General features: G+C 55.4%; 12 protein-coding genes and 2 pseudogenes. 10 read left to right on the top strand and 4 right to left on the bottom strand.

The window, feature by feature from the left end; translation table 11 throughout:
- The first annotated feature begins 8 nt into the window (after window positions 1–8).
- The 6 genes and pseudogenes from kdpC to potE all read left to right on the top strand — a co-directional run bounded on the left by kdpC (window position 9) and on the right by potE (window position 8,093).
- Window positions 9–584 carry a potassium-transporting ATPase subunit KdpC gene (gene kdpC, locus ACOTX5_RS08075; RefSeq protein ID WP_032652982.1) on the top strand — a complete coding sequence of 192 codons (576 nt, stop codon included), beginning with the start codon at window positions 9–11 and terminating at the stop codon, window positions 582–584.
- Entirely contained in the window at window positions 585–3,272 is a 2,688-nt protein-coding gene (kdpD, locus tag ACOTX5_RS08070; RefSeq protein WP_045910639.1) for a two-component system sensor histidine kinase KdpD, read from the top strand.
- The gene (gene kdpE, locus ACOTX5_RS08065; protein WP_003858643.1) at window positions 3,269–3,946 is read left to right on the top strand and encodes a two-component system response regulator KdpE; all 678 of its coding nucleotides are present in this window, start codon (window positions 3,269–3,271) and stop codon (window positions 3,944–3,946) included. The genes kdpD and kdpE overlap by 4 nt, the downstream gene beginning before the upstream one ends.
- 278 nt (window positions 3,947–4,224) lie before the next feature.
- On the top strand, window positions 4,225–4,329 hold the full coding sequence (speFL, locus tag ACOTX5_RS08060; protein ID WP_003858645.1) for a leader peptide SpeFL: 105 nt from the start codon (window positions 4,225–4,227) through the stop codon (window positions 4,327–4,329).
- Window positions 4,330–4,584: 255 nt separating this feature from the next.
- Window positions 4,585–6,783, top strand: a pseudogene (speF, locus tag ACOTX5_RS08055) (ornithine decarboxylase SpeF).
- Window positions 6,780–8,093 carry a putrescine-ornithine antiporter gene (gene potE, locus ACOTX5_RS08050; protein WP_032652978.1) on the top strand — a complete coding sequence of 438 codons (1,314 nt, stop codon included), beginning with the start codon at window positions 6,780–6,782 and terminating at the stop codon, window positions 8,091–8,093. Before speF ends, potE begins: the two are co-directional and overlap by 4 nt.
- A 145-nt stretch (window positions 8,094–8,238) precedes the next feature.
- Here the strand turns inward: potE and pgm are convergent, their stop codons facing one another.
- Together pgm and seqA are read right to left on the bottom strand one after the other, a co-directional pair.
- A complete protein-coding gene (gene pgm, locus ACOTX5_RS08045; RefSeq protein WP_015571122.1) occupies window positions 8,239–9,879 on the bottom strand; it encodes a phosphoglucomutase (alpha-D-glucose-1,6-bisphosphate-dependent) in 1,641 nt (546 codons plus the stop codon).
- Between the two features lie 24 nt (window positions 9,880–9,903).
- Entirely contained in the window at window positions 9,904–10,449 is a 546-nt protein-coding gene (gene seqA / locus ACOTX5_RS08040; RefSeq protein WP_003858650.1) for a replication initiation negative regulator SeqA, read from the bottom strand.
- 183 nt (window positions 10,450–10,632) lie between these two features.
- Here seqA and ybfF point away from each other — a divergent pair, with 183 nt between their 5' ends.
- From ybfF to fur, 4 genes are all read left to right on the top strand, one after another.
- A complete protein-coding gene (gene ybfF / locus ACOTX5_RS08035; RefSeq protein ID WP_045910642.1) occupies window positions 10,633–11,406 on the top strand; it encodes an esterase in 774 nt (257 codons plus the stop codon).
- Between the two features lie 128 nt (window positions 11,407–11,534).
- The gene (gene ybfE / locus ACOTX5_RS08030) at window positions 11,535–11,822 is read left to right on the top strand and encodes a LexA regulated protein (protein WP_003858652.1); all 288 of its coding nucleotides are present in this window, start codon (window positions 11,535–11,537) and stop codon (window positions 11,820–11,822) included.
- 155 nt (window positions 11,823–11,977) lie between these two features.
- Window positions 11,978–12,508 carry a flavodoxin FldA gene (gene fldA, locus ACOTX5_RS08025; RefSeq protein WP_003858653.1) on the top strand — a complete coding sequence of 177 codons (531 nt, stop codon included), beginning with the start codon at window positions 11,978–11,980 and terminating at the stop codon, window positions 12,506–12,508.
- Between the two features lie 291 nt (window positions 12,509–12,799).
- Window positions 12,800–13,246 (top strand): ferric iron uptake transcriptional regulator, encoded by a 447-nt coding sequence (gene fur, locus ACOTX5_RS08020; RefSeq protein WP_010428651.1) that lies wholly within the window; start codon window positions 12,800–12,802, stop codon window positions 13,244–13,246.
- 142 nt (window positions 13,247–13,388) lie between these two features.
- Here fur and chiQ read toward each other — a convergent pair whose 3' ends face one another.
- Both chiQ and ACOTX5_RS08010 read right to left on the bottom strand, forming a co-directional pair.
- Entirely contained in the window at window positions 13,389–13,715 is a 327-nt protein-coding gene (chiQ, locus tag ACOTX5_RS08015) for a ChiQ/YbfN family lipoprotein (protein WP_032102682.1), read from the bottom strand.
- Window positions 13,716–13,762: 47 nt separating this feature from the next.
- Window positions 13,763–14,617 (bottom strand): annotated as a pseudogene (locus ACOTX5_RS08010) (OprD family outer membrane porin); the annotation flags it as partial.
- Between the last annotated feature and the right edge of the window lie 104 nt (window positions 14,618–14,721).

Here is a 14,721-nt window from a genome sequence, read left to right as displayed (position 1 = left end):
TGGATCCAATGACGATGTTACGTCCCGCTATACTGTTGTTTATTCTGCTGTCTCTGATTACCGGCGGGCTTTACCCGCTGATGACTACCGCGCTGGGCCAGTGGTGGTTTAAAGATCAGGCCAACGGCTCGCTGATTATCCAGAACGGTGAAAACCGCGGCTCGCGTCTGATTGGGCAGAACTTTACGGACCCGCGCTACTTCCAGGGACGCCCTTCCGCCACTGCGGAAAGCCCGTATAATCCAATGGCCTCCGGCGGCAGCAATCTGGCTGGCAGTAATCCTGACCTGGACAAAGCCGTTGCTGAACGCGTTGCCGCCCTGCGCGCCGCGAATCCGCAGGCCAGCCGTGAGGTGCCGGTTGAGCTGATCACCGCTTCCGCGAGCGGGCTGGATTACAGCCTGACGCCGGATGCGGTGGTGTGGCAGATCCCACGCGTGGCAGCCGCCCGTCAGCTGACCGTCGAGCAGGTGAGCCAGCTGGTTGCAGAACATACGCAAAAGCCGCTGGTCAGCTTCATCGGCATGCCGATAGTGAACATTGTTGAGCTGAATCTGGCGCTGGACGCGCTAAGGAAGAACTAAATGACCGACGAGCCCATGCGCCCGGATCCGGACAGGCTGCTTGAACAGACGGCTGAAGCCCACCGCGGCAAGCTGAAAATTTTCTTCGGCGCCTGCGCGGGCGTCGGGAAAACCTTCGCCATGCTGACGGAAGCCCAGCGGCTTCGGGCGCAGGGGCTTGATATTCTCATCGGCGTGGTGGAAACCCACGGTCGCAAAGAGACGGCTGCGCTGCTGACGGGGCTGGCGACGCAGCCGCCCCAGCGTATCAGCCATCGCGGGCGGCTGGTCACGGAGTTTGATCTTGATGCCGCCCTCGCCCGCCGCCCTGCCCTGATCCTGATGGACGAACTGGCGCACAGCAATGCGCCAGGCTCCCGCCATCCGAAGCGCTGGCAGGATGTTGAGGAGCTGCTTGAGGCAGGCATTGACGTCTTCACCACGGTAAATGTTCAGCATCTGGAAAGCCTGAACGACGTAGTGAGCGGCGTAACCGGTATCCAGGTGCGGGAAACCGTCCCCGATCCGTTTTTTGATTCTGCCGATGAAGTCGTACTGGTTGACCTGCCGCCGGACGATCTACGCCAGCGCCTGCACGAAGGCAAAGTGTATATTGCCGGCCAGGCCGAACGCGCCATCGAACATTTTTTCCGCAAAGGAAACCTGATTGCCCTGCGCGAGCTGGCCCTGCGCCGCACCGCCGATCGCGTTGATGACCAGATGCGCGCCTGGCGAGACCTACAGGGACAAGAGCGCGTCTGGCACACGCGGGACGCCATTCTGTTATGCATTGGTCACGGCAGCGGCAACGAAAAACTGGTTCGCACCGCCGCCCGGCTGGCAGCGAAATTTGGCAGCGTCTGGCATGCGGTCTACGTCGAAACGCCGCAGCTGCATGGCCTGCCAGAAAATCAGCGTCGCGCCATTTTGAGCGCGCTGCGGCTGGCGCAGGAGCTGGGTGCCGAAACCGCCACCCTTTCCGAACCGCAGGAAGATAAAGCCATTCTGCGCTACGCGCGCGAGCACAACCTGGGCAAGATTGTCATTGGACGTCGACAGCATCGCCGCTGGTTTAGCCGCGAATCTTTTGCCGACAGGCTGGCCCGCCGCGCGCCGGATCTTGATTTAGTCATCGTCGCGCTGGATGACAAGCCCGCCCCTCTGCCCAACCGTACGCCGGATGCTCGCACCTTTGGCGATAAATGGCGCATTCAGATCCGGGGTTGCCTGGTGGCCGTGGTCCTTTGCGCCCTGATTACGGTGATTGCCAGCCAGTGGCTCATCGCCTTCGACGCCGCCAATCTGGTCATGATTTATCTGCTCGGCGTCGTTGTGGTCGCGCTCTTTTATGGCCGCTGGCCGTCGGTGCTGGCAACGGTGATCAACGTCATCAGCTTCGACCTTTTTTTTATCGCTCCGCGCGGGACGCTTGCTGTCTCGGACGTGCAGTACATTCTGACTTTTGCCGTGATGCTTACCGTCGGGCTGGTGATCGGGAATCTGACGGCAGGCGTACGCTACCAGGCACGCATTGCCCGCTATCGCGAGCAGCGCACGCGCCATCTGTATGAAATGTCAAAATCGCTGGCGGTTGGGCGCACGCAGCGGGATATCGTGCAGACCAGCGAGCAGTTTATCCGTTCGACCTTTCATGCCAGCAACCTGATTTTGCTCCCCGACGAACAGGGGCGCCTTCGCCCGCTGACCTCCCCTTCGGGGATGACGCCCTGGGATGAAGCGATTGCCCGCTGGAGTTTCGATAAGGGGTTACCTGCCGGCGCCGGCACCGACACGCTGCCCGGCGTGCCTTACCAGATCCTGCCGCTGCGCAGCGCGGATAAAAATCACGGGCTGGTCATCGTCGAGCCGTCTAACCTGCGTCAGTTGATGATCCCCGAGCAGCAGCGCCTGCTGGAAACCTTCACCCTGCTGGTCGCCAGCGCCCTTGAACGGCTGGCGCTCACCGCCAGCGAAGAGCAGGCGCGGCTGGCAAGCGAGCGCGAAAGTATTCGCAATTCGCTGCTGGCAGCGCTGTCTCACGATTTGCGCACCCCGCTTACCGTGCTGTTCGGCCAGTCTGAAATTCTGACGCTGGATCTGGCGGCGGAAGGATCAAAGCACGCGATGCAGGCCAGCGAAATTCGCCAGCATGTGCTCAATACCACGCGACTGGTGAACAACCTGCTGGACATGGCGCGCATTCAGTCCGGCGGGTTTAACCTCAAAAAAGAGTGGCTCACCCTTGAGGAGGTTGTCGGCAGCGCGCTGAAGATGCTGGAGCCGGGTCTCGGCGGGCGCCATATCGAGCTGGATATGCCGGAACCCCTGACGTTAATCCATGTGGATGGCCCGCTGTTTGAGCGCGTGCTAATTAATCTGCTGGAAAATGCCGCTAAATACGCCGGGGCAAAGGCCCGGCTGGGGATCGCTGCCTGGGTGGATAAACGTGTGCTGCGGCTCGACGTCTGGGATACCGGGCCGGGTATTCCGGCCGGTCAGGAGCGCGCCATATTCGAAAAATTTGCGCGCGGTAATAAGGAATCCGCCATACCGGGCGTTGGACTGGGGCTGGCGATCTGCCAGGCGATTGTCGACGTGCATGGCGGCACCATTTCCGCAGAGAACCGCCCGGAAGGTGGGGCACGCTTTTGTGTTACACTTCCTCTTGAAACCCCACCAGAACTTGATGAATTACCAGAGGATGTGTGATTAACGTTCTGATTGTTGAAGATGAGCTCGCTATCAGCCGATTTCTGCGTACCGCGCTGGAAGGCGACGGTTTGCGCGTGCATGAAGCCGGTACGCTTCAACGGGGGTTAATTGAAGCCGCCACCCGCAAGCCAGATCTGGTGATCCTGGATCTGGGACTTCCGGATGGCGACGGCATCGATTTTATTCGTGAGGTGCGTCAGTGGAGCCAGATGCCCATTCTGGTGCTCTCTGCCCGCACTGAAGAGACGGATAAAATCGCCGCGCTGGATGCCGGAGCGGATGATTATCTGATCAAACCGTTTGGCATTGGCGAGTTACAGGCCCGGCTTCGTGTGGCGCTGCGTCGACACAGTGCCACGTCCCCTTCTGATCCGGTGTACGCCTTTGGCGATATCCGCGTCGATCTTGCTGCCCGCCGCATCGTGCGAGGGGAAGAAGAGATTCACCTTACGCCTATCGAATTTCGTCTGCTGGCCGTGCTGCTCAATAACCACGGAAAAGTGTTAACGCAGCGACAGCTGTTAAGCCAGGTCTGGGGACCGAATGCTGTCGAGCATAGTCACTATTTACGCATTTATATGGGACACCTTCGCCAGAAACTTGAAGCCGATCCCGCGCGTCCTCGTCATTTATTAACAGAAACCGGTATCGGATATCGGTTTATGATCTGAATAAGTATTCACTTTAATTTTAAATAAAAAACATACCAGCCTGAATATAGCCATGAAAATAACGATGAGTTTATTTTCATGGCTATATTCGCCCTCTTTAAACACAATTAAAACATCAATTTAACACCAAACCAACAAAACAGCATTTTGATCTGCGTTATTCACTCAAAACGACTAATTATTTCTGAAATGATCGGTTATTGGTGATCTGTTTCACAGTTAATCCCTTTTTCCTGGATAAAATGACCATGCTTTCAATTACTGAAAGGAAACTGAACATGGAAAACAATAATCGTTTAATGCCCCATATAAGGCGGACAACACATATCATGATGTTTGCCCACCGTAACTGTTTTGACTTTCATCTCTTTAACGCCCGGTAGTCCTTCGACTTCTGGCGCATCTGCTTACAGGTTATCCTGAAAAACGCTATTTTACAGGCTGTTGCCTGTGAACACCTGCGCTCATTCCTTGTGATTCAGATTCTCCGCAACCGGGCGGACTGAATTCTACTCAGCAAAAAAGCAATTAACTGATTTCGTATCAGCGGACACGCTTTGCTTTTTTTTCCGGAAATAATCGATTTCTTTACCGCAAGAAGTCGAGGGCCCCATATTGCATGAAATAAAGAGATAAAGATGAAAACGTTAAAAATTGCCGTCAGCCGTGCCTGCCCTGAATGCTTTACCACTTCGCGCGACATCGTGGATATCACCGCATCAGATTATATTGATGTGGCAGCCGTGGTTCTGGCCGTCAGCGATATTTTCAATGGCGCCATAGAAGAAATTGAAGCCACGGGATTCGGTATCCCGGTGTTTATTGCCACGCATAAAGAAGAAAGGGTTCCGGCTGAATTTCTGTCGCGTATTCACGGCGTTTTTGAGTACTCCGACACCAGCAATGCGTACTACGGACGCCAGCTTGAAGCGGCTGCGCAGAAGTACGAAACCCAGCTCCGCCCGCCGTTCTTCCGCGCGCTGGTCGATTACGTCCAGCAGGGGAACAGCGCGTTTGACTGCCCCGGACATCAGGGAGGCCAGTTCTTCCGCCGCCATCCGGCCGGAAACCAGTTTGTCGATTTCTTTGGCGAAACGCTTTTCCGCGCCGATCTGTGCAATGCCGACGTGGCAATGGGCGATCTGCTGATCCACGAAGGCGCGCCATGCATCGCCCAGCAGCATGCGGCAAAAGTCTTTAATGCGGATAAAACCTACTTCGTGCTGAACGGCACCTCCTCTTCCAACAAGGTGGTGCTCAATGCCCTGCTCACGCCAGGCGATCTGGTGCTGTTCGATCGCAATAACCATAAATCTAATCACCACGGGGCGCTGTTACAGGCGGGCGCGACGCCGGTGTATCTGGAAACGGCGCGCAACCCGTACGGGTTTATCGGCGGTATCGACGCACACTGTTTCGACGAGAGCTACCTGCGGGAGCTGGTGTCAGAGGTCGCGCCTGGCCGTGCGCGGGATGAACGTCCGTTCCGTCTTGCGGTGATCCAGCTGGGCACCTACGACGGTACCATTTATAACGCCCGTCAGGTGGTGGATAAGATTGGTCACCTGTGCGATTACATTCTGTTTGACTCCGCCTGGGTGGGTTACGAGCAGTTTATCCCGATGATGGCCGACTGCTCGCCGCTGCTGCTGGAGCTGAACGAAAACGATCCGGGCATTCTGGTGACCCAGTCGGTGCATAAGCAGCAGGCGGGCTTCTCGCAAACCTCGCAAATCCATAAGAAGGACAGCCACATAAAAGGCCAGCCGCGCTATGTCCCGCATAAACGCCTCAACAACGCCTTTATGATGCACGCCTCCACCAGCCCGTTTTATCCGCTGTTTGCCGCCCTGGATATCAACGCCCGCATGCACGAGGGGCAAAGTGGGCGCAACATGTGGATGGACTGCGTGGTGACGGGTATCGAAGCGCGGAAACTGATCCTTCAGAACTGTCAGTTTATTCGTCCGTTCGTGCCGGAGACGGTGGATGGCCGTCCATGGTAAGGCTGGGATACGGCAGAGATTGCGACCGATCTGCGCTTCTTCCATTTCGTTCCGGGCGAACGCTGGCACGCCTTTGAGGGATATGCCGAGCATCAGTATTTTATCGATCCCTGCAAACTGCTGCTAACTACGCCGGGCATCAACGCCCGCACCGGTGAGTACGATGATTTCGGCGTGCCCGCGACCATCCTCGCCAACTTCCTGCGTGAAAACGGCATCGTGCCGGAAAAATGCGACCTCAATTCCATTCTGTTCCTGCTCACCCCGGCGGAGGACATGGGCAAATTGCAGCAGCTCGTCGCCCAGCTGGTGCGCTTCGAAAAACTGCTCCAGAGCGATGTGCCGCTGAAAGAGGTTCTGCCCTCTCTTTATAAGCAACATCCGGAACGTTATGCGGATTATACCCTGCGTCAGATTTGTCAGGAGATGCATGACCTCTACGCCCGCCATAACGTGAAGCAACTGCAAAAAGAGATATTCCGCAAGTCTCACTTCCCACGCGTCATGATGAACCCGCAGGAGGCGAACTATGCCTATCTGCGCGGTGAGGTCGAGCTGGTGTCCCTGCGCGACGCGGAAGGCCGTATCGCCGCGGAAGGCGCGCTGCCTTACCCACCGGGGGTGTTGTGCGTGGTGCCGGGAGAAGTCTGGGGCGGTTCCGTGCTGCGCTATTTCGCCGCGCTGGAAGACGGGATCAATCTGCTGCCGGGTTTTGCGCCGGAGTTACAGGGGGTTTACGTCGAGGAGTGTGACGGTCGCAAACAGGTGCGCTGCTACGTCATCAAACAACCTGCCGCTCAGCCATCGCTGCTGAAAGGAGAAAAATTATGAGTAAGGCCAACAAGATGGGCGTGGTGCAACTCACTATTCTCACCATGGTGAATATGATGGGTTCGGGGATCATCATGCTCCCCACCAAGCTCGCTGAAGTGGGGACGATTTCGATTATCTCCTGGCTTGTTACCGCCGTGGGTTCGATGGCGCTGGCGTGGGCGTTTGCCAAGTGCGGCATGTTCAGCCGCAAGTCCGGCGGGATGGGCGGCTATGCCGAATATGCGTTTGGTAAGTCCGGTAACTTTATGGCGAACTATACCTATGGCGTGTCGCTGCTGATCGCCAATGTGGCGATTGCCATTTCCGCTGTCGGTTACGGCACAGAGCTGTTTGGCGCGACGCTGACCCCGGTGCAAATTGGGCTGGCGACCATCGGCGTGCTCTGGATCTGCACCGTCGCTAACTTTGGCGGCGCGCGCATCACCGGACAGCTCAGCAGCATCACCGTCTGGGGCGTCATCATCCCGGTTGTCGGCCTGTGCATCATCGGCTGGTTCTGGTTCAGCCCGTCGCTGTACGCCAATTCCTGGAATCCGCATCACGTACCGTTCTTCACCGCCGTGGGATCGTCCATCGCCATGACGCTGTGGGCCTTCCTCGGGCTGGAGTCGGCCTGTGCGAATGCGGAAGTGGTGGAAAACCCGGAGAAAAATGTGCCGATCGCGGTACTCGGCGGGACGCTGGGGGCGGCGGTGATCTATATCGTCTCGACCAACGTGATTGCGGGAATTGTGCCCAACATGGATCTGGCTAACTCCACGGCGCCGTTCGGACTGGCGTTTGCGCAGATGTTTACGCCGGAGGTAGGGAAAGTGATCATGGGACTGATGGTGATGTCCTGCTGCGGCTCGCTGCTGGGCTGGCAGTTCACCATCGCCCAGGTATTCAAATCTTCCGCTGACGAAGGTTATTTCCCGAAAATCTTCTCCCGCGTCACCAAAGCGGATGCACCGGTGCAGGGCATGCTGGCGATTGTCATCTTCCAGAGCGGATTGTCGCTGATGACCATTAGCCCGTCGCTGAACAGCCAGTTTAACGTGCTGGTCAACCTGGCGGTGGTGACGAACATCATTCCGTACATTCTGTCGATGGCGGCGCTGGTGATTATTCAGAAGGTGGCGAAGGTGGATCCGCGCAAAGCCCGGGCGGCCAATATCGTGGCGCTGATTGGGGCGATTTACAGCTTCTATGCGCTCTACTCGTCCGGTCAGGAGGCGATGCTGTATGGGGCGATGGTGACATTCATGGGCTGGACGCTGTACGGTCTGGTCTCACCACGGTTTGAACTGAAGAATAAACATAGTTAAAAAAGAAGCCCGGTGGCGCTGGCGCTTACCGGGCCTACGAGGTCAATGCAAAACGGCAACCCTGAGGTTGCCGTTTTTTATGTTTTCTCCCTCTCCCAGTGGGAGAGGGCCGGGGTGAGGGCATCAGCCCGCACCAGATCACGACTTACGCGTTTTTCAGCACTTCGCTGACAATCTCTACCGCTTCTTTCTCAATCTGCTGACGGTGCTCAGCGCCGAGGAAGCTTTCACAATAGATTTTGTACGCATCTTCCGTACCGGATGGACGCGCGGCGAACCAGCCGTTTTCGGTCATCACTTTCAGGCCGCCGATCGATGCGCCGTTACCCGGCGCCGCCGTCAGACGCGCGGTGATCGGGTCACCTGCCAGGGTACTGGCACTGACCATCTCCGGAGAGAGTTTTGACAGAGCTGCTTTTTGCGCAGACGTGGCGCCAGCCTGAATACGGTTATAGCTTGGCGCACCAAAACGTTCCGCCAGCTCGTTGTAATGTTCCTGCGGGTTCTTACCGGTGACCGCGGTGATTTCCGCCGCCAGCAGGCACATGATGATGCCGTCTTTATCGGTTGACCATGGGGTGCCGTCGAAGCGCAGGAAGGATGCCCCCGCGCTCTCTTCACCGCCAAACCCGAAGCTGCCGTCGTGCAGACCGTCAACAAACCACTTGAAGCCCACCGGCACTTCCACCAGCTTGCGGCCCAGCGCATCGACCACACGGTCAATCATGGCGGAAGAGACCAGCGTTTTACCCACCGCGACCTCTTTGCCCCACTGCGGACGGTGCTGGAAGAGATAGTTAATCGCAACAGCCAGGTAGTGGTTCGGGTTCATCAGCCCGGCAGGGGTGACGATACCGTGGCGGTCGTAGTCCGGGTCATTGGCAAACGCCAGATCGAACTTGTCGCGCAGCGCCAGCAGGCCAGCCATTGCGCATTCGGAGGAGCAGTCCATACGGATCGCGCCGTCTTTGTCCAGGTGCATAAAGCGGAAGGTCTGATCGACGTGATCGTTCACGATGGTCAGATCCAGCTTGTAGTGCTCGGCAATGCGTTTCCAGTATTCAATACCGGAGCCGCCCAGTGGATCCACGCCCAGCTTCAGACCGGCTTTCTGGATAGCGGCCATATCAACGATATCCGCCAGCCCTTCCACGAACGGCTGCACCAGATCCTGCTCTTTCACGTGGCCGGAGGCCATGGCTTCATCCAGCGAGATGCGTTTCACACCGTTCAGACCGTTAGCCAGTAACGCGTTGGCACGATCTTCCACCACTTTCGTGACGTTGGTATCCGCCGGGCCACCGTTAGGTGGGTTGTACTTGATGCCGCCATCTTCCGGTGGGTTGTGGGACGGGGTGATCACAATGCCGTCAGCCTGCGCGCCACCTTTTTTGTTGTGTACCAGAATAGCGTTAGAAACCGCTGGCGTTGGCGTAAAACCGTTGTTCTCCTGAACAATCACGTCTACGCCGTTCGCCGCCAGCACTTCCAGCACGGAGATAAAAGCAGGTTCAGACAGGGCGTGGGTATCTTTCCCTACATAGCACGGACCGGTGACGCCATTTTTGGCGCGCTCTTCCGCGATGGCCTGAGCAATGGCCAGAATGTGCGGTTCGTTAAAGCTGTGGCGCGCCGCACTACCGCGGTGGCCAGATGTACCAAACTTCACTGCGTGTTCTGCGTTGCCCACCACCGGCTTCAGCACGTAGTACTGCGCGGTCAGTTGAGCGACGTTAATCAAATCGCTTTGTTGTGCAGGTTGTCCTGCACGGCTGTGATTTGCCATTGCCTGGTCCTTCTGATGCAAGGGTTAAATTGTACCGCAAACCTTTTCGATCAATTCCGCCGGGAACTGCATGGACTGCATGATATGTTCGATCATGCTGCACTTACGGCCCGTATTGGTGTTGGTGATCACCCAGTATGGTGTACCGGGAACGTGTTTGGGTTTGGTTTGGTTGCCATTTTGCAGCAGGGTCTGCTCGTCGCCTGCGAAGTAAACGCGCGTGCGACCGTGCAGCGACTCTGTCGCTTCTGCAAATGCGTTGTTATCCAGTGAATAAAGTGTAGACAGCACCAGCATAAAGCGGTTAACCGCCTTTTTCTGCTCGGCATATTCATCGGACAGCAGCAGCTCGCGCATCGCGCGCACTTTGTCTTTTGCCGGCATGACGGCAGGTTTTACTTGTGCAACAACGCTCGGCTGAGACACGACATCTTTAGTGACAGGAGTGGGCTGTGAGGCGGCGGAAATTTTAAGCATGCGCCGTAAAATGTCGGACGCGCTCTCCCCAATATGCCGCGTCTGGCTGGCAATATACTGATAGAGTTCGTCATCAACTTCGATTGTTTTCATCTTAATCCAGTGCGATATCTTATCTGAATACAAGTCGTTGAGATTATAAGGTCAAATCCCAACAGCGGATAGCGTCAAACCAGGTTGGCGGCAAAAGTCAGATTAAACTGGATCCTTGCCCCCGGGCGGCAGAATGGTCAACATGATACCCTAACCTGACAAACCTAAAAAAAGAACTTTGCCATGAAATTGAATACCCGAGCGCAAACTGCACAATCGCCGAACAATAATTCTCCCATCGTACTGGTTCACGGCCTGTTTGGTAGCCTGGATAATCTGGGTGTGCTGGCGCGCGATTTAGTGACCGATCACGCGATCCTCCAGGTTGATATGCGCAATCACGGTCTTTCTGGGCGCTCGGAGGAGATGACCTACGCAGCCATGGCGCAGGATCTGCGGGACACCCTCGATGCGAATAATATCCAGAAAGCGACGCTTATCGGGCATTCAATGGGCGGCAAAGTGGTGATGGCGCTCACTGCGCTGGCCCCTGAGCGAATTTCCGGGCTGGTGGTCATCGACGTTGCGCCCGTCAATTACGACGTTCGCCGTCACGATGAGATTTTTACCGCCATCAATGCGGTCACCGAAGCGGGTGTCGCAACCCGCCAGCAGGCGGCTGCCGTTATGCGTGAGCATCTTGATGAGGAAGGCGTAGTTCAGTTCCTGCTGAAATCGTTTGTTGACGGACAATGGCGCTTTAACGTCCCGGTATTGTGGGATCAGTATTCGCATATTGTGGGCTGGGAAACCGTCCCCGCCTGGCCGCACCCTACCCTTTTTATTCGCGGCGGCAACTCCCCTTACGTCACTGATGCGTATCGTGACACGCTGCTGGCGCAATTCCCGCAGGCTCGCGCTCACGTTATTGCGGGTGCCGGGCACTGGGTACACGCGGAAAAACCGGATGCCGTCCTGCGCGCCATTCGCCGCTATCTTACTGATACAGCGAATTGATTAAAAAGCCAGCGACCGGAAGACGACGGGCTTCCAGTCGTTGGCGTGTGGATTTGGGTGATGTATGATGGCGCGCTTATCGCCCGGGCATTAGCAGGGCGGCGTGTTTCCCCCGAAGTCTCAGAATCATGGCCAAAGAACAAACGGACCGTACGACACTAGATCTGTTCGCGAATGAGCGTCGACCGGGACGACCGAAAACGAATCCGCTTTCGCGCGATGAACAGCTGCGTATCAATAAACGCAACCAGCTTAAACGCGATAAAAATCGTGGGCTTAAGCGTGTCGAACTGAAGCTGAATGCCGATGCCGTCGATGCGCTTAACGAGTTAGCTGACGCGCGCAACATCAGCCGCAGCGAACTGATCGAAGAGATGCTGATCGCCCAGCTTGAGACGTTACGCGGCAAGGCGTGAGTCAGAAAATCCCCAATATTACCTTTTTCATGTAGCACATAGTGCAGTCCTGCGTGATAGCTGTTTCCGCAGGGTTGCCTGTTCTGCTATTATTGCCCTTATCCGTGGACAATTTGCGCCACCATACCATTAAGTTTCAAGAGGTTATTTTACTCATGGCAATCATCGGCATTTTCTTTGGCAGTGATACCGGCAATACTGAAAATATCGCAAAAAACATTCAAAAACAGCTCGGTAAAGACGTTGCTGATGTGCATGACATCGCCAAGAGCAGCAAAGAAGATCTCGAGGGCTATGACATCCTGCTGCTGGGCATCCCGACCTGGTACTACGGTGAAGCACAGTGTGACTGGGACGATTTCTTCCCGACGCTGGAAGAAGTAGACTTCAACGGCAAGCTGGTTGCCCTGTTTGGCTGTGGCGATCAGGAAGACTATGCTGAGTATTTCTGTGATGCGCTGGGCACTATTCGCGACATCATTGAGCCACGCGGTGCGGCGATCGTCGGTCACTGGCCAACGGCGGGTTACCATTTCGAAGCGTCCAAAGGTCTGGCAGATGACGATCACTTCGTTGGCCTGGCCATTGATGAAGACCGTCAGCCAGAGCTGACCGCTGAGCGTGTAGAAAAATGGGTTAAGCAGGTTCGTGAAGAGCTGAACCTGGACGATATCCTTAACGCCTGATATCCCTGCGGCGCAACTCCGGTTGCGCCCGTTTTCCAGGTAAAACCGATTAAATTAATTGCTACAAACTTTTAACTTTTTCGCCCAGACCTGTACAATATCCCCCTGGTAAAAAGTGGGTGCCATCGAACAAGTTTGTTGGTGATACCACGTTTTTATAAGCATACTTTGCTTGAGACTTGCAGTTTTCATTTAGCCATGGCAGTTCTATAATGAGACGCATTATCCCAAGTGCATTTTCTGTCACTTCTTCTTTTGAAGTGAATCGTTTAGCAACAGGACAGATTCCGCATGACTGACAACAATACCGCATTAAAGAAAGCTGGCCTGAAAGTAACGCTTCCTCGGTTAAAAATCCTTGAAGTGCTTCAGGGGCCAGACAATCACCATGTCAGTGCGGAAGACCTTTATAAGCGTCTTATCGATATGGGTGAAGAGATTGGGCTGGCAACCGTCTATCGTGTGCTGAACCAGTTTGATGACGCGGGCATTGTTACTCGTCATAATTTCGAAGGCGGTAAATCCGTGTTCGAGCTGACTCAGCAGCATCACCACGATCACCTGATCTGCCTCGACTGTGGCAAGGTCATTGAATTTAGCGATGATTCCATTGAATCACGCCAGCGTGAAATCGCCGCCCGTCATGGCATCCGCCTGACCAACCACAGCCTGTACCTGTACGGTCACTGCGCTGAAGGCGATTGCCGCGAAGACGACCACGCGCACGACGCGAAATAATATCGTGTTCATACTCTGAGCCAGCCGTAAGGTTGGCTTTTTTTTGCCTGAAAAAAGCCCGGTGGCGCTGCGCTTACCGGGCCTACGGGCTGTGACACCGTTGTAGGCCCGGTAAGCGCAGCGCCACCGGGCGTAAAGCAACTTATTTATTGTTATTGCGAATCTCGTCCCAGATCTTATCGCAACGCTTCGCCACTTCCTGATCGTTACCGCTTTTCCGCGCCTGGATACAGGCCTGGTAATCCATCACGCGAACATTTTCCTGCGTCGCAAACTGCTCATGCGCTTTCTCTTTTTTCAGCACATTCAGCACGCTCTGGCAGGCTTCAATCTTCTCTGGCGATCCTTGTGCTGTATTGATGCAGGCGCTATACGCCTCCTTCAGACGGGAGTCTTCTTTCTGCGCCTGATCCTGCGCACACGCCACCAGCCCCGATGCCAGCAGCGCAACGATTACCATTTTTTTCATCATATGCAGTCTCCATGCAGGCGGGATTTCGCCCGCCTGCGTGTTCATCAGAAGATTGTGAATGGCGCAATGACCATGAATTTCACGTCACGTTCATCCTGGAAGATGTTGCCGTAACCGCCCGCGTAGCTCGGGATATCGGAGTGGTTGTCATACTGGGTGAAGTGCAGTTTGAACATCGTGCCTTTCGCACGGCCCTCCTGAAGGGTGTAAATCGCATCCAGGCTGTATGAAGACTCTTTCAGACGGTAGTTCGGATCGTAGTAGGCGTCTGGCGTAGCCATATCTGCTGGCTTCGCGTCCCAGGCGTACGCGTAGGACGCACCCACTGCCCAGCCAGGCAGGTTCCAGTTCTTCAGGTCATACATTGCGCCGAAGAAGACCGCCTTTTCGCCGTCGGCGTTGAAGTCAGAGCGGTTATCCCACCAGATATCCAGACGACCATTGGAAGAGGCGTAGGTTGGCGTCATACGTTGCAGGAAGTAGCCCTGCTGCCCTTCTGCCTTGACCCATGTTCCCTCCAGACGTAAATCAACCTGACCTACCTTGTAGCCGAAGGTCAGCGCCTGTAACCACGCGGTGCCGTCATAGATATCATTTACGCTGCCATCACTGACTTTGTCGCGCGTACCGTAGAACTGATAGCTGGTGCTCAGCGGGCTACCCGCGATATCAAATTTGTAGCTGGCTTTAGCAAAGTACTGATCGATATAGCCTTCAGCCTGACCAAAAGCAGCTTCCAGCACCAGATCGTTTTTGAAGTCGTACTTCGCCCCCAGCGAGTGGAGATAATCAACTTTGGTTTTTTTATCATTCTGATAGAACTTGTCCATCTCAATGTGCCACGGCGCTTTGTACTCGTTGGTCCACATATAGGAGAAGCTCAACGCTGATGAATCCCCTAATGATTTTGGTAAAAATCATTAAGTTAAGGTGGATACACATCTTGTCATATGATCAAATGGTTTCGCGAAAAATCAATAATCAGACAACAAGATGTGCGAAC

Origin of the sequence: Enterobacter cloacae complex sp. IR5441, from assembly GCF_049238215.1 — a bacterium.
GTDB classification, from domain to species: domain Bacteria; phylum Pseudomonadota; class Gammaproteobacteria; order Enterobacterales; family Enterobacteriaceae; genus Enterobacter; species Enterobacter hormaechei_C.
The sequence above is the reverse complement of the archived record's forward strand: the minus strand, read 5'-3'. Positions and strand labels throughout refer to the sequence as shown.

Excerpts from the sequence above, each read along its gene's own strand:
- ybfF (WP_045910642.1), top strand. The coding sequence starts at position 10,633 with ATGAAATTGAATACCCGAGCGCAAACTGCACAATCGCCGAACAATAAT.
- kdpC (WP_032652982.1), top strand. The coding sequence starts at position 9 with ATGACGATGTTACGTCCCGCTATACTGTTGTTTATTCTGCTGTCTCTG.
- speFL (WP_003858645.1), top strand. The coding sequence starts at position 4,225 with ATGGAAAACAATAATCGTTTAATGCCCCATATAAGGCGGACAACACAT.
- fldA (WP_003858653.1), top strand. The coding sequence starts at position 11,978 with ATGGCAATCATCGGCATTTTCTTTGGCAGTGATACCGGCAATACTGAA.
- pgm (WP_015571122.1), bottom strand. The coding sequence starts at position 9,879 with ATGGCAAATCACAGCCGTGCAGGACAACCTGCACAACAAAGCGATTTG.
- fur (WP_010428651.1), top strand. The coding sequence starts at position 12,800 with ATGACTGACAACAATACCGCATTAAAGAAAGCTGGCCTGAAAGTAACG.
- potE (WP_032652978.1), top strand. The coding sequence starts at position 6,780 with ATGAGTAAGGCCAACAAGATGGGCGTGGTGCAACTCACTATTCTCACC.
- ybfE (WP_003858652.1), top strand. The coding sequence starts at position 11,535 with ATGGCCAAAGAACAAACGGACCGTACGACACTAGATCTGTTCGCGAAT.
- chiQ (WP_032102682.1), bottom strand. The coding sequence starts at position 13,715 with ATGAAAAAAATGGTAATCGTTGCGCTGCTGGCATCGGGGCTGGTGGCG.
- seqA (WP_003858650.1), bottom strand. The coding sequence starts at position 10,449 with ATGAAAACAATCGAAGTTGATGACGAACTCTATCAGTATATTGCCAGC.
- kdpD (WP_045910639.1), top strand. The coding sequence starts at position 585 with ATGACCGACGAGCCCATGCGCCCGGATCCGGACAGGCTGCTTGAACAG.